Origin of the sequence: Methanobrevibacter sp. DSM 116169 (assembly GCF_046197865.1) — an archaeon.
Taxonomy (GTDB): Archaea; Methanobacteriota; Methanobacteria; order Methanobacteriales; family Methanobacteriaceae; genus JAHKLT01.
This window is the reverse complement of record NZ_CP166990.1, coordinates 1,716,376-1,742,638: the sequence shown is the minus strand read 5'-3', so window position 1 is coordinate 1,742,638 and position 26,263 is coordinate 1,716,376. Positions and strand designations below refer to the sequence as shown.

The following is a 26,263-nucleotide window of genomic DNA, read 5'->3' as shown; positions in this document are numbered from 1 at the left end:
TTATAATGGAGAGTTATTATGGATAAAAAATATCTTGGAATAATAGGAATTGTATTAGTTATATGTATAGCTGGGGCAGCTATTTTCTTAGGAGGGTCTTCTGTTGAGAGAAATCCTGATGAATTAGTTGCAGCTGTAGGAGCGCATGGAGGAGAACCAGAAACAGGTTTTGATCCTATTCAAGGATGGGGAAGTTCATCAGGAACTGAATCATTAGTTCAAAGTACACTTTTAAAAAGAACTGGTAACATGTCTTTAAATAATGATTTAGCGGAAAGTTATTCAGTTAGTGATGATTTAAAAACATATACAGTAAATATTAAAGATAATGTTAAGTTTCATGATAATACAACATTAACAGCTAAAGATGTTGCATTTACATATAATGAAGCTAAAGAATCTGGAGCTGCATGTGATTTATCTAGTATGGAAAATGTAACTGCAATTAATGATACTACTGTAGAATTTAAATTAAGTGATAGTGATTCTACATTTATTAATAAACTTTGTGTTTTAGGTATTGTTCCTGAAGCATCATACAACAATGAATCTTATGGGGAAAATCCTATTGGATCAGGACCATATAAATTTGTTCAGTGGGATAAAGGTCAACAAGCTATTTTTGAATTAAACGATGATTATTATAATGAAAAGCCAGAATTTAAAAAATTAACCATTTTATTTTTAGAAAATGATGCAGCTTTTGCAGCTGCTAAAAATGGAGAAGTAGATATTGCAGAAGTTCCATTATCTTATGCAAAAGAAGATATTTCAAATATGAGTGCAATTATTTTAGATTCTGTTGATGCTCGTGGAATTTCTTTACCTGTAGTTCCAAATGAAGGCAATACTACTGAAGATGGATATGCTATTGGAAATAATGTTACTGCTGATGAAAATATTAGAAAAGCATTAAATTATGGTATTAATAGACAAGATTTAATTGATGGTCCTTTAAATGGCCAAGGTAATAAATCGTTTGATGGAATTGGTTCTGCTTTACCTTGGAGTAATGATGAAGCAGCTATTGAAGATGGTGATATTGAACAAGCAAAACAAATATTAAAAGAAGGAGGATGGGAAGATACAGATAATGATGGAATAGTTGAGAAAAATGGTACAAAAGCAACATTCAAGGTATTCTATCCTTCCGAAGATACAACTCGTCAAGCAATTGCTATTTCTGTTGCAGAACAAGCAAAAGAATTTGGCATAGAAATTGAAGCTGAAGGTAAAAGTTGGGATGAAATTGATAGCCAAAAAGTTTCAAATGGTGTTGTATGGGGATATGCTAGTGTAGATCCTTCTTCTTTATATCATCAATATTATGGGGATTTTGCAGGAAATGGATATGATAATCCATCATATTATAATAATTCTGAAGTAAATCAACATATGGATCAAGCTATGAAATCTAGTGAAGAATCATCTTATTCTTCATGGTCACAAGTATCATGGGATGGTAGTAATGGAATTTCACCAAAAGGAGATGCACCATGGTTATGGACAGTTTTTGTTGATTATCCTTATTTTGTTGATAATACATTAGATATTTCAGAAAATACAACCACTATTCAACCTCATGGTGGAGATATTTTTGGAAATATTTATGATTGGAAAAGAGTAAATTCATAATAAATTTACTTTTTCTTTTTTTTTAGAAAGCTATTTATAATAAATAATGTAACTTAACTGTATAATAAAAAAATATGAAAATGTATTACTTTTTTGGAGATTATTTATAAATAAAGTATTACTTTTTTTTAAAATTATTAAATCTTATTAATTATGGAGATATGGAAATGCAAAAAAAATATTTAATTGGTGCTTTAGCTGTAATAATTGTTTGTATTATTGGCGGAGCATTATTTTTTACTAGTACTTCTGTTGAAAGAGCACCAGATGAATTAGTTATGACTGCTGCTTCTCATACTGGAGAACCAGAAACAGGTTTTAATCCTCTTACAGGTTGGGGGTGTGGGCATGTAAATTTTGAACCTCTTATTCAAAGTACTTTATTTAAATCAGACGATGATGGAAATATAATAAATGATTTAGCTACTGATTATCAAGTTGAAGATGGTGGAAAAAAATGGATAGTACATATTAGAGATGATGTTAAATTTTCTGATGGTACACCTTTAACTGCAGAAGATGTAGCTTTCACTTTTAATGAAGCTAGACATAGTAATTCAGAATTAGATATGTCTAATTTAGATAAAGCAACTGCTATTGATAATAAAACAGTAGAGTTTGATCTTAAAGAAGCTCAATCAACATTTATATGGAAATTAAGATATGTTGGTATTGTTCCAGAAGCAAGTTATGATAATGAAACATATGGGGAAAATCCTATTGGTTCAGGTCCTTATAAATTAGTTCAGTGGGATAAAGGTCAACAAGCTATTTTTGAACTTAATGAAAATTATTATGGTGAAAAACCATTTTTCAAAAAAATCACTATGCTCTTTTTAGAAGGAGATGCTTCTATATCTGCTGTAAAATCTGGTGATGTAGATATTGCAGGAATTGATATAACACAAGTAGATAATGACGTTGAGGGTTATGAACTAATTAATTTATCTTCTGGAAGAGCTCAAGGAATTTCATTCCCTATTCAAAATGATACTGGATTAACATCTGATGATGGGGATAAAATAGGTAATAATGTAACAGCTGATATAGCTATTAGAAAAGCATTAAATACTGCAATGAATCGTAGTAAAATAGTCGATGAAATTTATTATGGATATGGAAGTCCTGAATATACTGGAATAGATTCAAGAGATTATGGTAATCCTGATGCAAAAGTTAATGATTCTAATGTTGGAGAAGCTAAAAAAATCCTTGAAGAAGGAGGATGGAAAGATACAGATGGTGATGGAATTGTAGATAAAAACGGTACAAAAGCATCATTTAAAATTTATTATACTGCGGATGATCAAGTAAGACAAGCATTAGCTACTGTTATTTCTGAAGAAGCTAAAGAAATAGGTATTGAAGCTGAACTAGTTGGAACTGATTGGGATGACATTTATAAAAATCAATATAGTTCTGCAGTCTTATTCCAACAAAGTTCCATAGACCCATATCACTCTGTTTATTTACAATTCCATAGTAAAGAAGCTGATGACAGTTATATGAATCCAGGATTATATAACAATTCTCAAGTGGATAGTTATTTAGATCAAGCTCTTGTTACATCTGATGAAGGTGCATCTAATGAATTATGGAAACAAGCTGCATTTGATGGAACTACTGGTTTTGGACCAGCTGGTGATGCAACTTGGCTTTGGATTGTTTCTCATGATAATCTTTATATGGTTGATGAAAGTATAGATATGGGAACTCCAGCTAAAAACTCTGGTGCAGATATTCTTCAAAATATTTGGGAATGGAAAAGAGTAAATGCTACTGCTTAGTGATTTAAATGAATTATAAGAGACTTGGTAAATTCTTAGGATATAAATTTATAAGACTCATAATCTTATTATTTGCAGTATCATTAATTAGTTTCATTTTAATTGATTTATCTCCTATCGATCCAGTTAGGGCATATATTGGTGAAATGGCAGTTAGTGCAGAACAAGTGGCTAAATTACAAGCATTTTGGGGAGTCAATGAACCTATTACTACTAAATTAATTAATTGGGGTGGTAATTTAATACAAGGAGATTTTGGTGTATCATTAATTTATAGAATACCTGTTATTGATGTTATTTCTGAAAGATTTTTAGCATCACTTACATTAATGTTTGCATCATGGTTAATTTCAGGAGTTTTAGGATTTGGTTTAGGAGTTCTTGCAGGAATGTATAGAGGATCTTGGATTGATAAAGTAGTAAAAGTTTATTGTTATACTTTACTTGCAGCTCCAACATTTTGGATAGCTTTACTTTTACTCATGGTGTTTTCTGTTTATTTAGGATGGTTCCCAACGGGATTAGGTGTTCCTGTTGGAAAATTAGCTGAAGATGTAACATTTTTCGAATGGTTATATAGATTAATTTTACCTGCAATAACTTTAAGTGTCTTAGGAATTGCTCAAATAGCTATGTATACAAGAGATAAATTAGTGAATGTTTTATCTGATGATTTCATATTATTTGCAAAAGCAAGAGGTGAAAGTGGATGGAGTTTAATAAAAAGACATGGGATTAGAAATATTCTCCTTCCAGCTATTACTTTACAGTTTTTATCATTTAATGAATTATTTGGTGGGGCAGTTTTAGTTGAACAAGTATTTTCATATCCGGGTATTGGTCAAGCAGCCGTAGCTGCTGGTTTAAAAAGTGATGTTCCATTACTATTAGCTATAGTCTTATTTAGTTCATTATTTGTCTTTTGTGGTAATGCAATAGCAGATTTAATATATAATTTTGTTGATCCAAGAATTAAAGAAGGTGAAGCTGATGAATAATGAAAAATATAGCCATTCATTTAAAAAAATGAATTTAAGAGCTAAAACTATATTAATTATATTTTTAACTGTAATATTTTTACTTGTAATTGTAATTAATAGTTTTTTCATTGATGTTAGTTCAATAACTACTAATTTTCCTTTAAGAAACATGGCTCCATCTTTAGAACATATTTTTGGTACTGATTGGATGGGTAGAGATATGTTTACAAGAACTATGAAAGGATTAGGTCTTAGTATTCAAGTAGGTGCATTTGCTTCTATTATGAGTACTATTATTGCTGTAATTTTAGGATTACTTTCTAGTTTAAATAAATATTTAGATAGTTTTGTGAATTGGTTAATAGATTTATTTGCTTCAATACCTCATTTATTACTGATTATATTAATTTCATTATGTTTGGGTGGAGGTTCATTTGGAGTTATTATTGCTGTTGGTTTTACTCATTGGACGTCTCTTGCAAGAGTGTTAAGAGCAGAAATAAAACAAATTAATACTTCAGAATATATTCATTTATCTGAAAATCTTGGAAAATCAAAATTATGGATAGCTAGAAAACATATATTTCCTTTAATATTAACACAAATAATTTTAGGTACTATTTTAGTATTCCCACATGCTATAATGCACGAAGCGAGTGTAACGTTTTTAGGATTTGGTCTTTCTCCTCATGAACCTGCAATTGGGATAATTTTATCAGAATCAATGAAATATTTAGCTACAGGTGCTTGGTGGTTAGCATTTTTCCCTGGTCTTGCTTTACTTATTATAGTTTTAGTATTTGATGTTATAGGGGATAATTTACAAAAATTATTGGATCCAGCTAATGCTCATGAATAGGAGGAATTAAATGTCAGAAGAATTATTAAAAGTTTCAAATATATCAATTTCTTTTCTCCAATATACTGTTGGGTTAAGACAAAATTTATTAAAGGTTATTAGTGATTTATCACTTGAAATTTCCTCTGGTGAAATTGTAGCAGTTTTAGGTTCTAGTGGATCTGGAAAAAGTTTACTTGCACATGGAATTTTAGGAATTTTACCAAGTAATGCTAATTTAAGTGGTGAAATGACTTACTGTGGTGAAAATCTAAATCAAGATTTAAAAGAAAAATTGAGAGGAGATGAAATATCACTCATTCCTCAATCTGTTAAATTTTTAGATCCTTTAATGAAAGTTTCAGAACAAGTTATTGGTGAATGTTCTGATGATGCAGAAAAAGCTGAAAAAAAAGCTCTTCAAAGAGAAATATTTGAAAAATATGGACTTGGTGAAGAAGTAGATGATATGTATCCATTTCAATTATCTGGAGGAATGGCTAGAAGAGTTTTAATTTCAACAGCTTTAATGAATAATCCAAAACTTGTTATTGCTGATGAACCAACACCAGGTTTGGATGAAAAATCTGTAAAAGAAACATTAAACCATATAAAACAAATGGCAAAAGATAATGTCGGAGTATTATTAATTACACATGATATTGATGCAGCTTTGAATGTTGCAGATAAAATAGCTATTTTTTATGCAGGTTATGTTATTGAAGTAGTTAATACAGAAGATTTTAGTGGAGATGGAAAAAGATTAATCCATCCTTATACTAAGGCATTATACCATGCTCTTCCTCAAAATGATTTTAAATTAACTGAAGGTCATCAACCATTGCATGGTGAGATTCCTTCATGTTGTCCTTATTATAAAAGATGTGATAATCCTACAGAAAGATGTGGAGTTAATATTCCTCCATTAGTAGACATTTCAAATAAAAAAGTAAGATGTTTTAGAGCTAATGAATATAAAGATGAAATATTGGAAATAGAAACTAAGGTGATAAATTGATATTAAAAGGAGAAGGTATTAGTTTCAAATATCCATCTAGTAAAAATTACCTTATTAAAGATTTAAACATTTCACTTGAAAGTAATGAGATAAAAGGATTAGTTGGCGATAGTGGTGGTGGAAAATCAACCTTATGTAAAATCTTATCAGGATATAACAAAAGTAAAGGAAAAGTTACTATTGATGGAACAGAAAACAATATTAAAAATGGTTTTAATCCTGTTCAATTAATTTTTCAACACCCTGAGTTAACAATGAATCCTAAATGGAAAATGAAAGATATTTTGTTTGAATCATGGAATGTTGATAATGAAATTATAAATGACTTTGGAATTCAAGAGTCTTGGCTTAATAGATGGCCTAATGAATTGTCTGGAGGAGAACTTCAAAGATTTTCAGTCTTAAGAGCATTATCTCCTAAGACAAAATTTTTAATTTGTGATGAGATTACAACAATGCTTGATGCAGTAACACAAGTTCAAATTTGGGATTTAGTTACAAAAATAGCTAAAGAAAGACAATTAGGACTTCTTGTTGTAAGTCATGATAAAAATCTTGTAAATAGGATATGTGATGATGTTGTATATTTAGAAGAGATTAATAATATTTAATTATAAATCTCTTATATTATTTTTCTAATTAAAACAGAGGTATTATTGGTATTTCCAGTTGGTAAGACCATAACTTCTTTATGAAAACCTCTTGTATCTTTTTCTGTTACTGGTGAATATAAAATAGCTCTCATACCAGTATATGTTCTATAAATGATTGGAGTCTTCTCATCAATTAATTCCCAAACATTTGCAAATACTCTTTCTTTAGGTTCTGCAAGAGCTGCAACCATTAAAATATCATAATCTAAATCTTTAATTGAATTTTCATCTCCAACTATTATTTCAATGTCTTTATCAAGACCTAATTTCTTTAATACTTTTCTTGATAGTGAAGCAACATCTTCTTCTAGCTCTATTCCAATACATTTACATCCAAAGATGTTATTAAACATAATAAGTGTTAAAGGAAGAGGGCCACTTCCAACAAATACAAATGTTTTTTTATCATTAAATTTAACTAACTGACTTTCGTTTTCAATAAGACCTATATATCTATCATAAAAATGAAATGAATCTAATGTTTCTTTTGGATTATCAGATTTAGCTATTTTTAATGCATTTTCAGTTTCAAGACGTGATCCAATATAAACATAAAATTTTCTAATTAATTTTAAAGCTTTATTCATCTTTTCATCATCTAAAATATGTTTTGCAGAATCAAAATCTATAAATTTATCATGAGCTATTACTTCAACTTCATCTAAAAGTTTAATTATTTCATCAATATCTACATTATCTAATTTAGAATCACCATATTTATCTAAATCTCCGTAAGATGAAAGAGCCTCAGCTATTTCTTCAATTTTGCCCCAGTATTTATAACAACTCATAATATCACGTATATTATATTATATCCTTCATATTAAATAAAGTTTTTTAGTTCTTATTAAAATTAAATAAGAAGTTTTATATAGTATTTTCCTTATTAATAATATTATATATCTTAAAACATTCTATAGAGTATTACTAATCATTTAAAAATCATCTAAAAAGTAATACTCTATTTAAATAATTAATAAAAGTAATACTTATATTTAAATGATTTTGAAAAAAGTATTACTTTTTTACTTCAAAGGTTAAAATATGAAAATTGAAATAAAATCTTTAAAAGAGCTTGATTTAGATTTTAAAATGGTTAAAGATTTTTTATTTAATCAAATTAAAAAAGAATATGGATATGGTTATGTTCCTAATTTTCATGAGGATATTATAAATTTAAAAGAAACATATATTGATAATAATAAAAATAACTTTTTTATAGCTATAGATAAAGAAAAAAATAAAATCATAGGATCAATAGCTATAAGAGGATATGATAAAGATTTTAAAGAATTTGAGGGGATGTTTTCTTATAATCTAACATCAAGTATTTGGAGATTATTTGTAGATAATGATTATAGACGATTAGGCATTGGACGTAAACTTGTAGAGAAAGTAGAAATCTTTTCAAAGGAAAATGATTATATTGGAATTTATTTACATACTCATAAAACACTTAAAGGAGCATTAGATTTCTGGACCTCTTTAAAATATGATATATTAATAGATACAGAAAATGAACTTAAAACAGTCCACATGTTTAAAAACATCAATAATTTAAGAAATACTTTAAATTCATCTTCTAAAATTCCTATTTAAATATTTGGTTCTAGTTTTTTTATAAAAAGTCCCATAAATATTACTATCATAGGAAAAAACAAAATATATAATATTAAGATTAAATTTCCAGGTACTATATCTCCCATTATAGTTGAAGCAGCCATGAGCATTATTAATATAATTACAGGCCCTAAAATAGCTAAAAATGTATAAATTAAAATAAATCCATTTAATTTTTGAGAATATTCTTTAAGTTGCATATGAATATCAAATGTAATATCTTCGGCTATAATATTTAAGCTATTTGCAAGATTTCCTCCAACTTTTAAAGTTATAATAATTTGTGTAATAGCTCTTGTTAATCCTTTTGAACCAATTCTTCCTGACATATTATTTAAAGCATTTTCTGTTGATTCACCATATTTTATCTCTTCTAAAACTCTTTTTATTTCTTCTGAAAAGGATCCATAATCATTACTGGCTATTGTATTTAAGGTATCATGTAAACCTTTTCCAGATTTAAGATCTGTGCTCATATGTCTAAGTGCATAAGGCAATTCATTTGTAATATCATCATATTTTCTATTTTTTTTTATTTTAGAATAGTTAAAACTTAAAAAAAATAGGTTTAAAATTATTATTAAAATAATCATAGCTACTTCTAAACCTAAAATTAAATAAATTCCTAAAATTAACATGATTATTATAGATAGGAATGATTTATTTTTTGTTAAATCTTTTATATTTTTTAATATTCTTTCTAATTTAGAAATATCTTCATTAATTGGTGTTTTTACTTCATTATTTTTATTAAAAATATTTGGAACTTTTTTAAAAGCTTTTATAAATTCAAAAAATAAATTGCCTATTAATATAAAAAAATTATTTAAAATAAAATCACCTTAGCTATTTAATAAGATTTTATTTAATACAGAATTAGAATCTATATAATATTTTTCGATATATTTTTTTACATCATTAATGGAGCGAATATTTTCTCTAACAAGATAATTTATTAATATTTGTCTGTTATCAATTTCATTAAACAATATTTCATTTGAGATACCACTTTTTTTAGATATTTCATTTATTGTTTTACTTGCAATTGAAATATTATCTATTGTATCTGTTTCAGGGTTCCATTGAAATATTTTATTTAATTGAATCGTACCTTCTTCAACTCCTACTATTTCTGCAACCTCACTTATTCTTCTAACAGATTCTCCTTTAGATTTATAAATTCTATTTTGCATAATTATAAAATCTAATGCAGAAATCATTATTTGTGGAACAGACATTGGTGCATTTGTAAGCCGTGTGATAGTTTCTCTTGCATTGTTGGAGTGGAGTGTACCAAAAACTGAATGACCAGTATTTAAAGCTGTAAATAATGTTATTGCCTCATGTGATCTTACCTCTCCTACAACTATTCTATCAGGACGTTGTCTTAGAGAATTTTTAACTAAATCATTCATTGTTAACTCTCCTTTATTTTCAACATTTGGTGGTCTTGTTTCCATTCTTATAATATGATCATGTGGAATTTGAAGTTCTAATGTATCTTCTATTGTAACTATTCTTTCTTTAGGATTTATAAAAACAGATAATGCATTGAGCATTGTAGTTTTGCCTGAACTTGTTCCTCCAGATATTATTGCATTTGCAGATTTTACACCTACTCCATCAATACATAACCATAAAAAAGCAGCTAATTCAGAACTAATTGTATTTGATTTAATTAAATCAATAATTGTTAATGGATCTTTTTTAAATTTTCTAATTGTAAGAGATGGGCCATCTGCTGATACGGGGCTAATTGTTGCATTAACTCTAGAACCATCAATTAATCTTCCATCAAGTATTGGAGACTCTTGATCAATTCTTCTATTAATTTGTCTTGCAATTGAATCAATTAAATTTACAAGTTCTATTTCATTTTTAAAAACTAAATCTGATTTCATCATTCCGTATTTGCGATGATAAACAAATACTGGTTTATTTATTCCTATTACCATAATTTCCTCAAGCATATCATCTTTGATTAATGGGTCTATTTCACCATAACCTATAATATCTTGAAAAAACTTACTAGATAATTCATTTAAATATTTTTTATCAAAACTTATATCTAAATAGCTATTGTCAATTTTTAAATATAGGAAATCTTTAATATCATTTAATAGATTTGCATCTAATATTTGAGGATTATTTTCAGAACTTATTGCTTTGTTGACTAGATTTTCTCGTAATTCTTCTAATAATATTTTCTCTTGAGGAGAATAGTTTGATTTTAAAACTTTATATTCTGGTATTATTTTTGAAACTTCGTAAATGCTTTTTGTTGGGGAATCTAATAAATTATCCATATAATTACCTCTTATTTTTAAGATGTATTATATGAATTAGTAATACTATTTAATATATTTTTTATTACTTTTTAGCTTATTTTTTTATTTTCTTTAAAATTAACTCCTTTTAAATGTTTATTTATTGTGCTTGCTTATTTTCATCATGAAATGAAAATGAAGAATGTATAATAATATTTTCTATTGATTGAATATTATTATATCAAAAACAATTTAATAAAACAATTCAATATTAATTTTTCATATGTCCGAATGGCAAAGTATTTATAGTCAGCAATTATATTTATGAATATGGGTATTTTGGCATGCAATATATGTTGAAAATATTTAGAATTTAACTGGGGAAATATTAACTTGAATCACAACTAATGCTATTTTTTTTTAATTGTATTTTTCAGCATTAAAATACAAATATGTTAATTTAAGCCTTAATTTTTTAAATTATAGTTAATTCTAATAATAAATTATAATTTAATTACTTATGCTAAGATACTTGGAAATAGGTGATATTATGAAAGGATTAGCAATGTTAAGAATTGGTGAAATTGGTTGGATTGAAAAAGATAAACCTGATATAGGTCCTCGTGATGCATTAGTAAAACCACTTGCTCTTGCACCATGTACCTCAGATATACATACAGTTTGGGAAGGAGCTATTGGAGATAGACATAATCTTATTTTAGGTCATGAAGCATTAGGTATAGTTGATGAAGTTGGAAGTGAAGTTAAAGATTTTAAACCAGGAGATAGAGTAATAGTTCCTGCTATCACTCCTGATTGGGATAGTGATGCAGCACAAAGAGGTTTCCCTTCACAAAGTGGAGGTCCTCTTGGTGGATGGAAGTTTTCAAATTTTAAAGATGGTGTATTTGGAGAATATTTCCATGTAAATCTTGCAGATGCAAATCTTGCTCATTTACCTGAAGGAATGCCTCTTGAAGCGGCTGTTATGATTCCTGATATGTTATCAACTGGTTTTATGGGTGCAGAAAATGCTAATATTCCAATGGGTGGATCTGTTGCTGTATTAGGTATTGGTCCTGTTGGATTGTCAGCTATTGCAGGTGCTAAATTACAAGGTGCTGGAAGAATTTTTGCAGTAGGAACTCGTCCTAAAGCTTCAGAAGTAGCTAAAAAATATGGTGCAACTGATATGATTTCTTATAAAGAAGGACCAACTGATGAGCAAATACTCGAAGCTACTGGTGGTGATGGTGTAGATGCAGTTATTATAGCTGGTGGTGGTGAAGATATTATATTAGATGCAGTTAGAGCAGCTAAACCTGGTTCTATGATTTCAAATGCTAATTACTTTGGAAGTGGAGAAACCTTGCCTATTTGTCGTGAAGGTTGGGGCTTTGGTATGGCTGATAAAGATTTTGCAACTGGTTTATGTCCTGGAGGAAGAACTAGAATGGAACAATTAGCTGATATTGTAACTTATGGTAGAATGGACCCTGCATTAATGGCAACACATGTTTTCCATGGATTTGATAAAACAGAAGAAGCTCTACTTTTGATGAAAGAAAAACCTAGGGATTTAATCAAGCCTGTAGTTATTATTGATGAAAACTTATAATTATAATAAAAATATAAAATATAATTATACTTTTTATTAACTCATAGGTGATTAAATGAAGATAGCAGTATTAGGTGGAACTGGAGATCAAGGTTTAGGAATTGTAATTAGATTTATACAAGCTGGTGAAGAAGTTATTATTGGTTCAAGAAAAGCAGAAAAAGCTGTAGCTGCAGTTGAAAAAGTAAAAGAACTTTTAGAAAAAGATGATATTCCTAATTTATCAGGAATGGCAAATGAAGATGCAGCAGATAAAGGAGATATATTAATATTGACTGTACCTTTAGCTGCTCAAATGCCAACTTTAAAATCTATTGCAGATTTTGCTGAAGGTAAAATATTACTCGATGCAACTGTCCCATTAGACACTGTTGCTGGTGGTGGACCTACTAGATATGTGGATTTGTGGGAAGGTTCTGCAGCTGAAAGATCTGCAGCAGTACTTAAAAAGAAAAATGTTAAAGTTGTTTCAGCTTTTAATAATATTAGTAATTCACATTTAATGAATTTTAATGAAGATATTGATTGTGATTGCTTAATATCTGGAGACGATAATGAATCTAAAAAAATAGCTGCTGAATTAATTGAAAAAATTCCAGGAGTTAGATGTATAGATTGTGGTCCACTAGATAAAGCTAGAATTGTTGAAAAAATTACTCCATTATTAATTGGACTGAATATTAAATACAGATCCCATTATGGTGGTTTAAGAATAACTGGAATAAATTTTGATAAATAAAATTTAGGAAAATAATTATAATTTTTATATTATAATTATTTTTATTTTTAAATAGGAGTAAAAAATATGATTATTGTTTTAGCTAAAGTAAGTCCAAAACAAGGTATGAAAGATAGTATTTTAGAAGAATCTAAAGACTTAATAGAAAAAACACGTGCTGAAAAGGGTTGTATAGAATATAATTTATTTGATTCTACAGATGATGATTCATCACTTCTTTTTGTTGAAAAATGGGAAAATAAAGATGATTTAAAATCACATTTAACTCAAGATCACTTTATTAATTTCGGATCAAATACAAAAGATTTTTTAGCTAAGGATTTAGAAATAACTGTTTATTCAGCTGAAGAAACTGAATTATAATTTTTTTTACTTTTTTTACTTTTTAGATATAATAATTAATAAGTTAGTATAAACTATTTTTATGAATTCATATTCTCAAGATAAAATTGTTAATAAAGATAATTTAAATGAGAAGATTAAATCATTAATGCCTTGTGATGATTGCGAGGATATTTCTATTAAAAAATTTTCTCCTATTGTAAATGAAATAGATTTGAATAAGCTAAATAATAATTATAAAAGATGTAGTTGTGGTAAAAGACCATTAGATATTATAATGGCTCATGCATTAAAAATCATGATTGAAGAGGAAATAGCTCCTAAAAATGGAATTTTAAGGAGAAACACTCCAACACTTTTACCTACTGTATTTTATAGTCCTAATAATTCTCAGTTTATGGGTGAAGATTCAATAATATTAATTCATCCAGATTTTAATCAAAAAATAGCTAATAAATTAATTAATGAAATTCCTGAGGTAAGAGGAGTTTTAAAAGGAGATCCTAGAGAAACAGTAGGAATATTAGAAAAAGATTCTGATATTAAAAATTATGAATTACTTGCAGGTAGTGATTTAAGGTCTGATATTATAAATACTTTAATTAAATCAGATAATGGATTAAATAAAATTATTATTAATAAAAAACAGTCTGTTAATAATATTGAAGTAGGATCTACCACTGAGACAAAATTATTAAAACTCTATAACTATTTAGAAAATAATGAAGAGTTTAAAGAAAATCATGATTCTTTAAAAGTAATTGATGCAACTTGTGGTGTTGGAGCAATTAGTATTTTTCTTTTAATGTATGGTTTTTCTAAAGTAGTTTTAAATGATATTTACAGCGAAGCTATTAATGCGACACTTGAGAACCTTAAAGTTAATGGATTTAATTTTGAAAAATGTGAAAATAATGATAAAATAGCTATTGGAAATAATTTTGAAGTTTATAATATGGCTTTTGAAGATTTAGTTAATAAATTTGAAAATGATGAATTTGATTTAGCTATAATTGATTGCTTTACTGGTGTTAATTCAAGTAATTTAGAAAATGAAGCTCAGAAAATAGCTAAAAATGTTTTAATTATATAAACATCTGGAAGTAAATGACAATAGCTGGAACAATTAAAACTCCCATTAAATGAGATTTTCCGACTCCTAAATAATGGGGAAGAAGTCCCATTGCAGTTGATGTAATTAAAACTAGTGTTAAATAAATCATTGGAGCATTATAAACTATTGCAAAAATATAAATTAATATTATCATTAATAAAATTACAGAAATTGACAACTTTTTATAATCTATTTTTTTCATTAACTTAGAGAAACTATCTCCTAATTTTAAACAAAGTGCTAAAGATAATGAAACAGCTATTAAAGATGTAAATGTAAAAATCAATAAGTGATAGACAGAAAATTCACTTATTAAATATGACATATATACAGCTATTCCACTACGAGGATTTCCAATTAAATAAATAGCTATTAGGGAAAATAATGTATCTGATGTATTTAAACCACTATTTGCTAAAAGAAATCCTGTTGTATCATCTCCTGCATCATCACTTCCACTTGCAGATTGAGCTATAATACTTCCTTGTGCTGGACCAAATCCTGGTAAAAAGCCTAAAATAGCTCCTGCTGTTCCACCAGCTATTATACTTTTAATCATATTCATATCTAAATTTATATCATAAAATTGATTTTGATGGGGCATTGTAGAACTATCATTTAAACTAAACAGTATAGTACTGATTCCAAATAATCCTGAGAAGATTGTCATCATTGAAATCCCAGAAGATAATGGTGTTTGAAAAATTAAATAACCTAAAATTCCTGATATAGTAAATAAAAATAAAGCCCACATGAAATCTCTATTTGTTCTTGTAAGTTTGTAAATTAAAATAATTGAAACTATAAGTAAAATCATCCATGTTATAGGTTTTGAGATTTCATGTAAAAAAGGAAGTAAAACTGCAAATACTGGAAGTAAAACTATTGTAACAAGTATTGCACCATAACCTCCAATTGAAACAATTCTAATAGCTTCTTTAGATCTTCCTTCTAAAACCATTCTGTGTCCTGGTAAAATAGAAACAGCCGTTCCTTCCTCAGGCACTCCAAGTAACATTGATGGAACAAATTCTATTAATGCATGAGCTATTGCCATAGCTACAAGATATACACATAGAAATTCTGGTGTAAAAATAGTTAAAAGAAATGTAGATGAGGCAAAAATTATTGCTCCTGCAGTATTTACATGTATTCCTGGAACCATCCCTGTTATTGTTCCTGATAAGATTCCTAAAAAACATGCAATAAGTAGTGTAAACATATCATTTAATTGATTAAATGATTATATAAAGCTTGTTTAAGTAAAAAAAGAATTTTAAGTGGATAATATAAAAATTATCCTAATATAAAAAATTTATTTAAAAAAATAATTACATTAATCTGGTAGTGTTTGTTACTTCAACACTTCCAACATTTGGGAGTTTTCCTATTGCTTCTTCGGTAGGTTCAGTTCCACCTTCAGCATCTTGAATAATGAACATAACGATTAATGCTACTAATCCAAATGCAATAGGTTCTTCATCAATTTTGTGTAATTCTGCATCTTCAGGCATTGATGATCTTATTTCTTCTTTTAATGTTTCTAAATCCACATCAACACTTTCAGGCATAACTTTCATTGTTGCTACTACTTCACTCATTTTTATTCCTCCAAATATTATTTATGGGCCTTCAAAACCACATTCACATTTGTATTCGTGGCCAAAAGTACGGCATTTTTCACATCTAGCTATTAATTTCCCACAATCTGGGCATTCGAATTGAACATATGGTTCAATTAAAGGAATTTCTTGTTTACATGATTGACAATCTACAGATTTCATTTAATCACCTATAATTTTCGTATATTTAAAATTATAATTATTAATATCATTACTAATAATAGATAAAACCCTCACAGGATATTTTCCATTTACAACGTAACAATTAGTACCGAATTTAATTAAAAGAGAAGGTAATTTTAAGTCAATTGATGATTCTTTAAAAGTTAGTAGTTTTTTTGCATCAATTTCACTAATAAATTTAGAATTTTTCTCACTAGGTTTTCGGTTATATATACCTTGTACATTTGTAGCTATTAAAAGTTTCGCTTTTAATAAGTTTGCAAAATATGCTGCAATTGAATCAGAAGTTACATCCCAAGAATGTTCAAATGGATTATTTTCATTTAATATTTTAGATGTAATCATAATTGGATTAAAACCTTCATCAATAGCTTTTTGACTTTCTTCAATAGTATATGCTAATTTTGCAGATTCTACTTTATCATTTAATAGCTTAGCTAAAATATCCATAGAATCAATAGCTGTTTCATGACTTGTTTTTGAAGAAAAATCTAAATTATCATCGTATTTACGTATGAGATTTGCAAATTCTCCACCACCAATAATGATTAATGTTTTAGTTCCTTTTAATGATTTTGCAAGATCGATTGCATAATTTGGAAATAAACTTCCTCCAATTTTTATAACCCATTCAATAATGTTTTCACCAACATTTGTAACTATCATTTACTTGAAATAATGATTAATTAAAATGATACTTTAATTATAATAACTTTAAATCCTTAGTCAATTTATCAATTATTTCATCTTCATCTGGGCCTAAGCCCAAACATGTTATTGTTGATGTAGGTAGTTGGGTTCTTCCAGCATCAACTACTAAAAAATAAGGAATTTTTTCAAAAATAGCTTTATTTCTTAATTCTAATAATTCATCTAAAGTGTCAATTTTCAAAGCTATTTTAGCATAGCTTTCATTTTCCCATTTTTCTATTTTTTCTGGTGCTGCTTTTTTATATGCACCTACTGATGCATGGCATGCTTGTGCAACCATTTTTCCTTTGGACATTTTTAAATCTTTTCTAATTACAATAACTTGTTTCATTTGTTTAACTTCCACAGTAATTTTATAAGTTAATTAAACACATATTTAATATATTGATTTTAATATTTATAAAAATAATTATTAATTTATAATGAAAAGGAGGATATGATGACTAGAATTTCTATATTGGACCAAGATAGATGTCAACCAAAGAAATGTAATTATGTATGTATAGAATATTGTCCTGGAGTTAGGATGGAAGAAGATACAATAGTAATAGATGAAAATAGTAAGAAACCGCTCATATCAGAACAATTATGTCAAGGATGTGGAATTTGTACCAATAGATGTCCTTTTAATGCTATAAGTATTATTAACTTACCTGAAGCAATAGGAGAACCAATTCATAGATATGGTCAAAATCAATTTGAATTATTTTCCCTACCTCAACTTTCAAAAGGAACAGTTTTGGGACTTTTAGGTCAAAATGGTATTGGTAAATCAACTATTATGAGAATATTATCTGGTGAACTGATACCTAACTTTGGAAACTTTGATGAAGAATATGATGATTGGTCAAATGTAATAGAACACTACAGAGGCTCAGCTCTTCAAAATTACTTTAAAGAGTTAGAAAATGGAGAAATTAAAACAGTACATAAACCACAAATGGTAGATCAACTTCCAAAAGTAGTAAAAGGTAATGTTGGAGATTTACTTTCTAGTATTGATGAAGAAGATAAATTTGATTATGTATGTGAAAACTTAGATTTAAAAAATATTTTAGATAGAGATATGGAAAATCTAAGTGGTGGGGAACTTCAAAGAGTAGCTATTGCAGCATCAGTTGTAAGAAAAGGAGATTTCTATTTTTTTGATGAACCAACTTCATGGTTAGATGTACATCAAAGATTAAATGCTGTAAAAGTTATAAGATCTTTAGCTGAAGAAGGTAAAGCAGTTTTAGTAATTGAGCACGATTTAGCTACATTAGATGCATTATCTGATAATATTCATATTTTATATGGTCAACCTGGAGCATATGGTGTTGTATCTCAAATGAAAGGGGTAAGAGTAGGAATAAACTCTTATATTAATGGATTTTTAGCAGAAGAAAATGTTAGAATAAGAAAACAAGCTATTGAATTTTCAATAAGGCCTCCTACAGAAGAACAAGATGGAACAGCACTTGCTAGCTATTCTGATTTAGAAAAACACTTTAAAGGATTTGACCTAAAAGCAGATGCAGGTGAGATATATCATGATGAAATTGTAACTGCATTTGGATCAAATGGTATTGGTAAAACAACTTTTGCTAAAATATTAGCTGGTGTAGAAGAAGCAGATAGTGGGGAAGTTGAAGAAGATATAAAAATAGCTTATAAACCTCAATACATAATATCTGATTATGATGGAAGAGTTGAAGACTTTTTATATATGAATGCACCAACTTATGGTTCTAATTTATTTAAAACAGAAATTATGAAGCCATTTTCACTTGAAGAATTACTTGAAAAACAAATTAAAGATTTAAGTGGTGGAGAACTTCAACGTCTTGCAATAGCTAGTACATTATCAAAAGAAGCAGATATTTACCTTTTTGATGAACCTACAGCATTTTTAGATGTTGAACAAAGGTTAATTACAGGTCGTACTATTCGTAAAATTATAGAAAGTAAAAATGCAGCATCTTTAATTGTAGATCACGATATATTATTTATTGATTATGTTTCTGATAGAGCTATGGTTTTTGAAGGAACTCCAGGATTAAATGGTCATGCAAATAAGCCTACAGATTTAAGAACATCAATGAATAAGTTTTTAAAAGACTTAAACATTACATTTAGAAGAGATAAAGAAACAAAACGTCCTAGAGTAAATAAATTAAATAGCTATCTTGATCGCGAACAAAAAGAGATGGGTGAATACTACTATTTGGATAGTAATTAAATGATTATAGTGAGTAGATAGTATGGATAATAGAAAAATAAAAATAACTGCAAAAAACAAGAAAATTACGATGAATTAATTGATATAATGGGTGAAGATAATAAAACAAATGCAGTGGACTTAAAAAAACAAGTAAGAAATAGAAAAATCTGATATGAATAGTTTAAATCCCTATTCATATTTTTACTTAAAAAACAATATTTAATTTTTTAAAGCTTCTACAGCTTTTTCAAATTCTTTGCAAAACACTTTAACTTCTTCTTCAGGTATTGAAAAGCTTACACGTAAATATTTATCTCCAAATAATTTACTAGTATAGCTACCTTCTCTTGTAAAGATCTTCTTATCAAGTAAATATTCTGACATCTTTTTAGGATTAATTTTTACTTTGGATAAATCAATAGCCATCATATTTCCACTTGATGGATAAACTGGTAAGAAAACTCCATCTATTTTATCAACAGCTTCCTTAATTAATTTTTGATTATTGAATGTTGTGTTTTTAATTCTATCTAACCATTGATTTTTAGTTTCTAATGCAGAAATAGCTCCAATTTGAGCTATAACATTAACTCCTAAATCATTTATAACTACATTTTTAATTGAATTAATCATCGGTTTAGTTGAAATAACTCCTCCGATTCTTAAACCTGCCATTCCATAAATTTTAGAAAAGCTGTAAATTGTTAATGTGTTTTCTGGAGCATAGTTTGCAGCTAAAAAGTGTTTTTGTGCAAAATCTCTATATGTAATATCGTGTAAAAGATATATATCATTTTCAATAGCTATTTTTGCAAATTCTTTCATTTCTTCTTCGCTGTAAGAACTTCCTAAAGGATTTAATGGATCAATTAAAACAATCATCTTTGTATTTTCATCCATATTCTCTTTTACAAGTTCAGGAGTTAATTTATAATTACATTCTTCATTATAAATTGGAACATATTTTACTTCTCCTGCAAATCTAGCTGCAAAAGAACCAATAATCAAATAACCTGGATCACAAGTTATAACATTATCTTCTTTTGTTAGAAAATCACCCATACATAAGTATAATGATTCAGTTCCCCCTGCTGTTATTAAAATATCTAAATCTTCAAGATCTAAATCTTCTAAAACTAATTTTTTAAGTTTCGAAAAACCTTCTGGAGGAGGATATTTACAATATTCTTTTGTATTTATACAATTAATCATAGGTCCGTTAATTTCATCACCATGTAAATGGTTAGTATTTTGACCCATCCATATCATTTCTTTGTCATTGAAAACATATTCAAAAAAATCATTAGGACTATCAAAGCCTTTGGGAGCTTTTTTTTCTGCTTTTTTAAATTTTTTAGCAGGAACTAATGTATTTTCGTTTTCTTTTTCATTAGAATTCATTCTATCACATAATTCAAAGTAAGAATAATATCTTAAATTTTAAAAAAAATAAATTTATTATAATAATATCTATTTTAACTTATTAATAAAATTTTCATTTTAAATAAGTTATTCAATTCCATTACTACTAATTTTAAATTCAACTACTTTACCTTCTCCAATACTTCTATGGCGCTGTAAAGTGGCAACTCTTTTACTATCTTCTTCTCCTTTTTCAAGTTGAACAATAATTTTACTCCAATATTGTAAAATTGTTCCGCCAACAGCTTTTATATTTCCATTACCTTCATCATCAAAGGAAGAATAGATTTGATTGGTAAGCACAATAGCTATATTATATTTTCTTGCAAAAGAGGCTAAAAGACCCATTTGTTTTCCTAAATCTTTATTTAAAATCGGAGATTTTCCATCATCTACTCTGTATAAAGCAACAGCAGAATCTAATACTATTAAGTCTATTTCTTCATGGTTTCCAATTAACCATGCTTCAATAGCTTTTAAATCTCCAATTTGTTTTGAAAAACTTGTAGGTTCAAAAACAATTATATTATTAGCTACTTTTTCAAAATCATTGCCTGCCATTTGTTTAACTCGTTCGAGTGAAAGACCACCTTCAGTATCAATATAAATTACTTTTTTGTCGTTTTTGGCAGTATTTACAGCTAATGAAATAGCTATATTGGTTTTACCAGAACCAGGAGGTCCAAAAAATTGTGTTATATTTCCTTTTTCAACTCCTCCACCTAAAATTTTATCAATTGGTGAGGCAGTAGAAATCTTATTATTATCTTTAAAATCAGCTAATAATTTCATAATACTAAATTTATATTTTAATATATAAATATCTGATACTTTATTTTTTATGAAAAATACATTTATAAGATTAGATTTAATCTCTTTTTAATAATTTAGGTTTAGAACTTGTTAAATCAATAATTTTTGAAGGAGTTTTAGAATCTAAGATACCAACATCTAAAACTAAATCAATATCACAATTTAACTGTTTTAAAATATCATTCGGATTTGTTAAAGTTTCATCATCTGATAAGTTTGCACTAGTTGTTGTTATTGGGAAAATTTGAGCTAAACTTCTTGCAATATTATTATCAGGAATTCGTAGTCCAACATTATCTTTGTGACTTGTAATATAATTTGGAATTGTACTTTTCTTTTTTAAAATAAGTGTGAAAGGACCTGGAAGGTAGTTTGAAATGTGTTCTTTTGTTTTCTCATCTATTTCAGCTAGTAAATTAATTGTAGATATGTCTTGAACAAGTATGGATAAAGGTTTATCATAAGATCTATTTTTTATTTTATAAATTTTTCTAACTGCTTCTTTATTAAAAATATTAGCTCCTAAACCATAAACTGTATCTGTAGGATATAAAACTATTCCACCATTTGCCAAAACTTCAATAGCTTCATTGATAATTTTCATATCAGGATTTTTAGGATTAATTTTATATTTTTTCATTAAAAATTATATATATAAAACAAAATATAATAAAATTATGCTTGATTTTTTAAGACCCTTACTTACAAAAATTTTAAATCCTTTAGCTAAGGCATTAAACATTAATCCTAATATTATTACAATTATTTCTCCTTTCATAGCTTTATTATCAGCTTATTTTTACGCGGAAGGATTATTAATATTAGGCGCGGTTGTAATATTATTTAGTGGATTTTTTGATGTGATTGATGGTGCAATTGCAAGATATCATAATAGAACTTCTGAATTTGGTGCATTTCTTGATTCTACAATGGATAGATTTTCAGATGCAATAGTTATTATTGGTTTAGTATTTGGAGGGTATTGTTCATGGCTTGTTGGAATTTTACTTGTCCATTCAGCATTAACAGTTAGCTATGTAAGAGCAAGAGCAGAATCTAAAGGTGTTATTGCAAATGTTGGAATAGCAGAACGTGCTGTAAGATTAATATTCATTGCATTTGCATCATTTGTAGCTTTCTTTACAAGTCAAATATACTTTGAGTATATTATGATTTTCTTAGTGATTTTATCTTATATTACAGTTGCTCAAAGAATTTATTATACATATAAAAAGATGGATTAAGGGATTAAAATGGAAACAACTGATAAATATTCAACACAAGAAAAAATAGCTATTGATATTGAAAAATTAGAAAATAATTTAAAAGAAGTAGACAATATAGAGTTTAATAAAAAAGAAATGGAAGTTTATAAAAGAGCATTAGACTATATGAATGATTCTAAGTATTATTTAAATCAAAATGAACTTAGAACAGCATTTGGGTGCATTGAATATAGCCATGGATTACTCGATGCTCTTAGAATGATTTATGGTTTAATTTAAACTTTGATTTCACTATCAAGTAATGAATCATCAGTTGTTGTTAAAATTTCGCCATCTAAAACTTCTATTACTCTATCTGCTAATTTTGCTACATTCATATCATGTGTAACAACAATTAAAGTAACATTTTCTTTTTTATGTAAATCTGTTAAAAGTTTTAAAACTTTATTACTTGTTTTTGAATCTAATGAACCTGTAGGTTCATCTGCTAAAATTATTGATGGATTATTACTAAGTGATCTAGCTATAGCTACTCTTTGTCTTTCTCCACCAGATAATTTATTTGGAAGCATATTTGCTTTATCATTTAGCCCAACAAGATCTAATAAATGTAAAGATCTTTTTCTCATTTCTTTTGATGAAATATCTTGTGTAAACATTGGAATTTCTACATTCTCAGCAACAGAAATATTAGGAATTAAATTATGAAGTTGGAAGACAAAACCAATTTTTTTGCCTCTAAATTCATTTAATTTTTTATCATCTGATAAATCATAACCTGCAACTTTAATTTCTCCACTATTTGGAATATCTAGTGCACCAAGCATATTTAATAGTGTTGATTTACCTGAACCTGAAGGACCAATAATAGAAACAAATTCTCCTTCTTTAATATCTAAATTTATTCCATTTAATGCTTTTATATTACCGTTTTCATAGCTTTTCTTTAAATTTTTAATTTCAACAATATTACTCATTTAAATCATCTCTATTCATATCTTAATGCTTCAGTTGGAGGTAAATTTGTAGCTTTTATTGCAGGATATATTCCTCCAATAATTCCAACGGTTAATGCAACAATAAATGCTTTTGCAAATGTCCAAATTGTATAAACTGGAAGAACTCCTGGCATTACTTGGAAATAAGTTAATAACTCAACCCCAATTACTCCAACAACTGATCCAATTATTCCTGCGGTAATTGTTATAACAATCGATTCTCCAATAATCATAAATAATATTCTTTTATTAGACCAACCAACAGCTTTTAAAACACCAATTTCACGAATTCTTTCAAATACTGACATAAGCATAGTGTTTATAATTCCTACTCCTCCAATAACAATAGCTAAAACTGAAATAGCAAGTGATGCTCCATTAAGCATATCTACCATCTCACCAACCATTTCTATATCAGATAAAGATGTAACAGTTGTTAAATTATCTTCATATTTTTTGTCTATTTTTTCACTTATAGCATCAACATCCTGATCTTGATCTACTTTAACATAAATGGAAGTAATTTGGCCTTCATCATCCATCAAGTCTTGAACAGTACTTAAACTTGTTATTCCGCCCATATCCATATTAGGGTTACCTGTTTCAAAAACTCCTGTAATTTTATAATTTTCACCATTTAATGATATTTCATCACCTACAGTTTTATTAATACTATTTGCTGCCATTTTACCGATGATGATTTCATTATCATTTTTATTAATTGATCCTTCTGTTATTTTTAAATCAATCATATCATAATATTCCTTATCTAGGCCTATTAATATGAAAATTGGATCATCATCTGTTATGGCCATTCCAACATAAACACCTGCGGCCCACTCAATTCCCGTCTCATTGGCTATCTTATCTCTCCATGTTTCATTAAAACTAGCAGTACCAAATGAAGCCATATTTGAAGCATCTTGTTCTTTACTTGAAATAGTAAAATCAGATCCTCCTGCATGTAAGGTGTCTTCAGCACTAGCTATTAAACCATCAGTAATAGCTCCTAAAGCTACTATGGTTGCTATACCCATACCTATTCCTATAATAGAAAGTAAAGCTCTACTTTTACTTCTAAAAGGATTTTTTATTATTAAAGATAAAAACGACATATTATCACAAAAATTAAAAATTAAATACCAATTTTTTTTAAAAAAGAAAATTGATGAAAACTTAATAATTAAGTTTTAAAAGTTAAAAAAATAAAAAAATAAAAGAAAATATTTCTTTTAATTATTCCATATCTTCGAATCTTTTCTCAAGTTTTTCCATTACACCAGGAAGGGAAGTATATTCCATTTCTTCTGATGGCAATCTGTGAGGTTCGAATGGACCATGTCTTCTAATATAAGTAGCTATTTTTGAAGCTTCTTCTCTTGTAGCATCGAATGCAGGATCATCAAATAAATCTACAGGACCATCACCGACACCAATTAATTTAGCATCAGATACTTGGAAACCTAATCCAATAACTCTAGGAGGACCATCAAATCTAATAGGATTTGCTTCAAATTCAGAAGTAGGCATCATAGGACCGTTATGAGAACCTCTCATCCATCCACTTACCATATGTGGAAATGCAAATGGTTCTACACATTCTCCTCCAGCAGGAAAACCAGACTGAGCTCTTACAATAGCTACAGGATCATCTTTACCAATGTATTCTCCAGCCATTAAATTTAATCTTTCAGTACTAATTGATGCAGCTATTTCTCCGTTCTTTTTGAAAACTCTTTTAATAACATATCTTCCAGTTGAACCAATAAGTGCAAGTAAGTCATACATTTCTTCAGGACAGTTTAAAATAACTTTTTTATGTTCCATTACATCAAATACTTCAAATTTGAAACCATCGTGTAAGCTAGGATCAATAACTAATCCAGAGGTATTAAATGGATCTGCAAATATTTTGTAAATAGGTAAGTTAAAAGCACCTGGTTCTGTTTTATCACAGCAGTATACAATTACAGGATCACTCGGCCTTTCTTTAAATTCCATTTCTGCAACTCCAGGACCCATACCTTTGATGTTACCAGAGAAAGTATCAGATAATAAATCTTGACCTGCACCATATAATTTTAATTCACGTGCTCTTTCAGTAGCTTTTAAAAATGCATCATATGCAGTTTTATGAACTTCTTCATCTTCTTCCCCTCTTCTGTGAGTCATAATCAAATCTATATCATCACCACAACGGGTTATATAATAATCTTCTAATATTGATGATTCTAAAGCTTCGTTTAATACATCATCACAAATTTCCATGAGTTCTGGGTGTGCAATACAATGTCCAGAAACACTTCCAATATCTGCTTTAATAACACTGACAGTTGTTTTCATTTTCTATACCTCTTATATTGTTATTTATTTAATCATTAAATTTATAAAATAATTAAAATTTAAATTTAAAGTAAAATCTATTAAATATTTATATTAAACTTAAAAATTATTATTAATTAAATTTATACTTT

At 27.8% G+C, this 26,263-nt stretch carries 28 protein-coding genes; 14 read left to right on the top strand and 14 right to left on the bottom strand.

Translation table 11 applies throughout. The annotated features are described in order from the left end of the window. Positions 1-18 precede the first annotated feature (18 nt). From ACA134_RS08475 to ACA134_RS08450, 6 genes are all read left to right on the top strand, one after another. Positions 19-1,635 (top strand): ABC transporter substrate-binding protein, encoded by a 1,617-nt coding sequence (locus ACA134_RS08475; RefSeq protein WP_409199979.1) that lies wholly within the window; start codon positions 19-21, stop codon positions 1,633-1,635. A gap of 167 nt (positions 1,636-1,802) precedes the next feature. After that, complete coding sequence (locus ACA134_RS08470) at positions 1,803-3,422, top strand: ABC transporter substrate-binding protein (protein WP_409199978.1); 1,620 nt, start codon at positions 1,803-1,805, stop codon at positions 3,420-3,422. Between the two features lie 8 nt (positions 3,423-3,430). Then, a complete protein-coding gene (locus ACA134_RS08465; protein WP_409199977.1) occupies positions 3,431-4,420 on the top strand; it encodes an ABC transporter permease in 990 nt (329 codons plus the stop codon). Then, positions 4,413-5,261 carry an ABC transporter permease gene (locus ACA134_RS08460; RefSeq protein ID WP_409199976.1) on the top strand — a complete coding sequence of 283 codons (849 nt, stop codon included), beginning with the start codon at positions 4,413-4,415 and terminating at the stop codon, positions 5,259-5,261. Before ACA134_RS08465 ends, ACA134_RS08460 begins: the two co-directional genes overlap by 8 nt. 10 nt (positions 5,262-5,271) lie before the next feature. Continuing rightward, positions 5,272-6,258 (top strand): oligopeptide/dipeptide ABC transporter ATP-binding protein, encoded by a 987-nt coding sequence (locus ACA134_RS08455; protein WP_409199975.1) that lies wholly within the window; start codon positions 5,272-5,274, stop codon positions 6,256-6,258. Next, positions 6,255-6,869: an ABC transporter ATP-binding protein gene (locus ACA134_RS08450; RefSeq protein ID WP_409199974.1), complete on the top strand. Its 615-nt coding sequence runs from the start codon at positions 6,255-6,257 to the stop codon at positions 6,867-6,869. Before ACA134_RS08455 ends, ACA134_RS08450 begins: the two co-directional genes overlap by 4 nt. An 11-nt stretch (positions 6,870-6,880) precedes the next feature. Here the strand turns inward: ACA134_RS08450 and ACA134_RS08445 are convergent, their stop codons facing one another. After that, positions 6,881-7,702 (bottom strand): nicotianamine synthase family protein, encoded by an 822-nt coding sequence (locus tag ACA134_RS08445; protein ID WP_409199973.1) that lies wholly within the window; start codon positions 7,700-7,702, stop codon positions 6,881-6,883. Positions 7,703-7,955: 253 nt separating this feature from the next. On the opposite strand from ACA134_RS08445, the gene ACA134_RS08440 reads away from it, so the two are divergent. Beyond that, positions 7,956-8,510 (top strand): GNAT family N-acetyltransferase, encoded by a 555-nt coding sequence (locus tag ACA134_RS08440; RefSeq protein ID WP_409199972.1) that lies wholly within the window; start codon positions 7,956-7,958, stop codon positions 8,508-8,510. On the opposite strand, the gene ACA134_RS08435 is transcribed toward ACA134_RS08440, so the two are convergent. Together ACA134_RS08435 and ACA134_RS08430 are read right to left on the bottom strand one after the other, a co-directional pair. After that, entirely contained in the window at positions 8,507-9,124 is a 618-nt protein-coding gene (locus ACA134_RS08435) for a type II secretion system F family protein (protein ID WP_409199971.1), read from the bottom strand. The genes ACA134_RS08440 and ACA134_RS08435 overlap by 4 nt on opposite strands. Before the next feature lie 249 nt (positions 9,125-9,373). Then, positions 9,374-10,837 (bottom strand): CpaF family protein, encoded by a 1,464-nt coding sequence (locus tag ACA134_RS08430; RefSeq protein WP_409199970.1) that lies wholly within the window; start codon positions 10,835-10,837, stop codon positions 9,374-9,376. Between the two features lie 511 nt (positions 10,838-11,348). Between ACA134_RS08430 and ACA134_RS08425 the strand changes: the two genes are divergently transcribed. The 4 genes from ACA134_RS08425 (at position 11,349) to ACA134_RS08410 (ending at position 14,590) form a co-directional block, all read left to right on the top strand. Further along, positions 11,349-12,416 carry an NAD(P)-dependent alcohol dehydrogenase gene (locus ACA134_RS08425; protein ID WP_409199969.1) on the top strand — a complete coding sequence of 356 codons (1,068 nt, stop codon included), beginning with the start codon at positions 11,349-11,351 and terminating at the stop codon, positions 12,414-12,416. A gap of 55 nt (positions 12,417-12,471) precedes the next feature. After that, on the top strand, positions 12,472-13,155 hold the full coding sequence (npdG, locus tag ACA134_RS08420; RefSeq protein ID WP_409199968.1) for an NADPH-dependent F420 reductase: 684 nt from the start codon (positions 12,472-12,474) through the stop codon (positions 13,153-13,155). 66 nt (positions 13,156-13,221) lie between these two features. After that, entirely contained in the window at positions 13,222-13,518 is a 297-nt protein-coding gene (locus ACA134_RS08415) for a putative quinol monooxygenase (RefSeq protein ID WP_409199967.1), read from the top strand. A gap of 61 nt (positions 13,519-13,579) precedes the next feature. Beyond that, on the top strand, positions 13,580-14,590 hold the full coding sequence (locus tag ACA134_RS08410) for a 50S ribosomal protein L11 methyltransferase (protein WP_409199966.1): 1,011 nt from the start codon (positions 13,580-13,582) through the stop codon (positions 14,588-14,590). Here the strand turns inward: ACA134_RS08410 and ACA134_RS08405 are convergent. The 5 genes from ACA134_RS08405 to pth2 form a co-directional block, all read right to left on the bottom strand. Then, the gene (locus ACA134_RS08405; RefSeq protein WP_409199965.1) at positions 14,583-15,833 is read right to left on the bottom strand and encodes a tripartite tricarboxylate transporter permease; all 1,251 of its coding nucleotides are present in this window, start codon (positions 15,831-15,833) and stop codon (positions 14,583-14,585) included. The genes ACA134_RS08410 and ACA134_RS08405 overlap by 8 nt on opposite strands. Positions 15,834-15,942: 109 nt before the next feature. Beyond that, positions 15,943-16,212: an elongation factor 1-beta gene (locus ACA134_RS08400; RefSeq protein WP_409199964.1), complete on the bottom strand. Its 270-nt coding sequence runs from the start codon at positions 16,210-16,212 to the stop codon at positions 15,943-15,945. A 21-nt stretch (positions 16,213-16,233) separates the two neighbouring features. After that, positions 16,234-16,395, bottom strand: coding sequence for a zinc finger domain-containing protein (locus tag ACA134_RS08395; RefSeq protein WP_409199963.1), 162 nt, complete (start codon positions 16,393-16,395; stop codon positions 16,234-16,236). Then, positions 16,396-17,052, bottom strand: coding sequence for a delta 1-pyrroline-5-carboxylate synthetase (locus tag ACA134_RS08390; RefSeq protein ID WP_409201097.1), 657 nt, complete (start codon positions 17,050-17,052; stop codon positions 16,396-16,398). 67 nt (positions 17,053-17,119) lie between these two features. After that, positions 17,120-17,458, bottom strand: coding sequence for a peptidyl-tRNA hydrolase Pth2 (pth2, locus tag ACA134_RS08385; RefSeq protein ID WP_409199962.1), 339 nt, complete (start codon positions 17,456-17,458; stop codon positions 17,120-17,122). 108 nt (positions 17,459-17,566) lie between these two features. Between pth2 and ACA134_RS08380 the strand changes: the two genes are divergently transcribed. Continuing rightward, positions 17,567-19,348, top strand: a complete 1,782-nt coding sequence (locus ACA134_RS08380) for a ribosome biogenesis/translation initiation ATPase RLI (protein WP_409199961.1) — start codon at positions 17,567-17,569, stop codon at positions 19,346-19,348. A gap of 201 nt (positions 19,349-19,549) precedes the next feature. On the opposite strand, the gene ACA134_RS08375 is transcribed toward ACA134_RS08380, so the two are convergent. The 3 genes from ACA134_RS08375 to ACA134_RS08365 form a co-directional block, all read right to left on the bottom strand. Further along, the gene (locus ACA134_RS08375) at positions 19,550-20,731 is read right to left on the bottom strand and encodes a pyridoxal phosphate-dependent aminotransferase (RefSeq protein WP_409199960.1); all 1,182 of its coding nucleotides are present in this window, start codon (positions 20,729-20,731) and stop codon (positions 19,550-19,552) included. A gap of 108 nt (positions 20,732-20,839) precedes the next feature. Continuing rightward, entirely contained in the window at positions 20,840-21,544 is a 705-nt protein-coding gene (radB, locus tag ACA134_RS08370; protein ID WP_409199959.1) for a DNA repair and recombination protein RadB, read from the bottom strand. 76 nt (positions 21,545-21,620) lie between these two features. Continuing rightward, the gene (locus ACA134_RS08365) at positions 21,621-22,205 is read right to left on the bottom strand and encodes an L-threonylcarbamoyladenylate synthase (RefSeq protein ID WP_409199958.1); all 585 of its coding nucleotides are present in this window, start codon (positions 22,203-22,205) and stop codon (positions 21,621-21,623) included. Positions 22,206-22,242: 37 nt separating this feature from the next. On the opposite strand from ACA134_RS08365, the gene pgsA reads away from it, so the two are divergent. Together pgsA and ACA134_RS08355 are read left to right on the top strand one after the other, a co-directional pair. Further along, positions 22,243-22,809 carry an archaetidylinositol phosphate synthase gene (gene pgsA, locus ACA134_RS08360; RefSeq protein WP_409199957.1) on the top strand — a complete coding sequence of 189 codons (567 nt, stop codon included), beginning with the start codon at positions 22,243-22,245 and terminating at the stop codon, positions 22,807-22,809. Positions 22,810-22,818: 9 nt separating this feature from the next. Then, entirely contained in the window at positions 22,819-23,070 is a 252-nt protein-coding gene (locus ACA134_RS08355) for a DUF357 domain-containing protein (protein WP_409199956.1), read from the top strand. On the opposite strand, the gene ACA134_RS08350 is transcribed toward ACA134_RS08355, so the two are convergent. The 3 genes from ACA134_RS08350 to fbp all read right to left on the bottom strand — a co-directional run bounded on the left by ACA134_RS08350 (position 23,067) and on the right by fbp (position 26,132). Further along, the gene (locus ACA134_RS08350; RefSeq protein WP_409199955.1) at positions 23,067-23,768 is read right to left on the bottom strand and encodes an ABC transporter ATP-binding protein; all 702 of its coding nucleotides are present in this window, start codon (positions 23,766-23,768) and stop codon (positions 23,067-23,069) included. The two genes, ACA134_RS08355 and ACA134_RS08350, sit on opposite strands and share 4 nt — an antisense overlap. Before the next feature lie 11 nt (positions 23,769-23,779). Next, a complete protein-coding gene (locus tag ACA134_RS08345) occupies positions 23,780-24,904 on the bottom strand; it encodes an ABC transporter permease (RefSeq protein ID WP_409199954.1) in 1,125 nt (374 codons plus the stop codon). Between the two features lie 121 nt (positions 24,905-25,025). After that, positions 25,026-26,132 carry a fructose-1,6-bisphosphate aldolase/phosphatase gene (gene fbp, locus ACA134_RS08340; protein WP_409199953.1) on the bottom strand — a complete coding sequence of 369 codons (1,107 nt, stop codon included), beginning with the start codon at positions 26,130-26,132 and terminating at the stop codon, positions 25,026-25,028. Between the last annotated feature and the right edge of the window lie 131 nt (positions 26,133-26,263).

What these genes read in the sequence shown, in the direction of transcription:
- ACA134_RS08475 (WP_409199979.1), top strand. Translation starts at nt 19, where the DNA reads ATGGATAAAAAATATCTTGGAATAATAGGAATTGTATTAGTTATATGT.
- ACA134_RS08470 (WP_409199978.1), top strand. Translation starts at nt 1,803, where the DNA reads ATGCAAAAAAAATATTTAATTGGTGCTTTAGCTGTAATAATTGTTTGT.
- ACA134_RS08465 (WP_409199977.1), top strand. Translation starts at nt 3,431, where the DNA reads ATGAATTATAAGAGACTTGGTAAATTCTTAGGATATAAATTTATAAGA.
- ACA134_RS08460 (WP_409199976.1), top strand. Translation starts at nt 4,413, where the DNA reads ATGAATAATGAAAAATATAGCCATTCATTTAAAAAAATGAATTTAAGA.
- ACA134_RS08455 (WP_409199975.1), top strand. Translation starts at nt 5,272, where the DNA reads ATGTCAGAAGAATTATTAAAAGTTTCAAATATATCAATTTCTTTTCTC.
- ACA134_RS08445 (WP_409199973.1), bottom strand. Translation starts at nt 7,702, where the DNA reads ATGAGTTGTTATAAATACTGGGGCAAAATTGAAGAAATAGCTGAGGCT.
- ACA134_RS08440 (WP_409199972.1), top strand. Translation starts at nt 7,956, where the DNA reads ATGAAAATTGAAATAAAATCTTTAAAAGAGCTTGATTTAGATTTTAAA.
- ACA134_RS08435 (WP_409199971.1), bottom strand. Translation starts at nt 9,124, where the DNA reads ATGATTATTTTAATAATAATTTTAAACCTATTTTTTTTAAGTTTTAAC.
- ACA134_RS08430 (WP_409199970.1), bottom strand. Translation starts at nt 10,837, where the DNA reads ATGGATAATTTATTAGATTCCCCAACAAAAAGCATTTACGAAGTTTCA.
- ACA134_RS08425 (WP_409199969.1), top strand. Translation starts at nt 11,349, where the DNA reads ATGAAAGGATTAGCAATGTTAAGAATTGGTGAAATTGGTTGGATTGAA.
- npdG (WP_409199968.1), top strand. Translation starts at nt 12,472, where the DNA reads ATGAAGATAGCAGTATTAGGTGGAACTGGAGATCAAGGTTTAGGAATT.
- ACA134_RS08415 (WP_409199967.1), top strand. Translation starts at nt 13,222, where the DNA reads ATGATTATTGTTTTAGCTAAAGTAAGTCCAAAACAAGGTATGAAAGAT.
- ACA134_RS08410 (WP_409199966.1), top strand. Translation starts at nt 13,580, where the DNA reads ATGAATTCATATTCTCAAGATAAAATTGTTAATAAAGATAATTTAAAT.
- ACA134_RS08405 (WP_409199965.1), bottom strand. Translation starts at nt 15,833, where the DNA reads ATGTTTACACTACTTATTGCATGTTTTTTAGGAATCTTATCAGGAACA.
- ACA134_RS08400 (WP_409199964.1), bottom strand. Translation starts at nt 16,212, where the DNA reads ATGAGTGAAGTAGTAGCAACAATGAAAGTTATGCCTGAAAGTGTTGAT.
- ACA134_RS08395 (WP_409199963.1), bottom strand. Translation starts at nt 16,395, where the DNA reads ATGAAATCTGTAGATTGTCAATCATGTAAACAAGAAATTCCTTTAATT.
- pth2 (WP_409199962.1), bottom strand. Translation starts at nt 17,458, where the DNA reads ATGAAACAAGTTATTGTAATTAGAAAAGATTTAAAAATGTCCAAAGGA.
- ACA134_RS08380 (WP_409199961.1), top strand. Translation starts at nt 17,567, where the DNA reads ATGACTAGAATTTCTATATTGGACCAAGATAGATGTCAACCAAAGAAA.
- ACA134_RS08375 (WP_409199960.1), bottom strand. Translation starts at nt 20,731, where the DNA reads ATGAATTCTAATGAAAAAGAAAACGAAAATACATTAGTTCCTGCTAAA.
- radB (WP_409199959.1), bottom strand. Translation starts at nt 21,544, where the DNA reads ATGAAATTATTAGCTGATTTTAAAGATAATAATAAGATTTCTACTGCC.
- ACA134_RS08365 (WP_409199958.1), bottom strand. Translation starts at nt 22,205, where the DNA reads ATGAAAAAATATAAAATTAATCCTAAAAATCCTGATATGAAAATTATC.
- pgsA (WP_409199957.1), top strand. Translation starts at nt 22,243, where the DNA reads ATGCTTGATTTTTTAAGACCCTTACTTACAAAAATTTTAAATCCTTTA.
- ACA134_RS08355 (WP_409199956.1), top strand. Translation starts at nt 22,819, where the DNA reads ATGGAAACAACTGATAAATATTCAACACAAGAAAAAATAGCTATTGAT.
- ACA134_RS08350 (WP_409199955.1), bottom strand. Translation starts at nt 23,768, where the DNA reads ATGAGTAATATTGTTGAAATTAAAAATTTAAAGAAAAGCTATGAAAAC.
- ACA134_RS08345 (WP_409199954.1), bottom strand. Translation starts at nt 24,904, where the DNA reads ATGTCGTTTTTATCTTTAATAATAAAAAATCCTTTTAGAAGTAAAAGT.
- fbp (WP_409199953.1), bottom strand. Translation starts at nt 26,132, where the DNA reads ATGAAAACAACTGTCAGTGTTATTAAAGCAGATATTGGAAGTGTTTCT.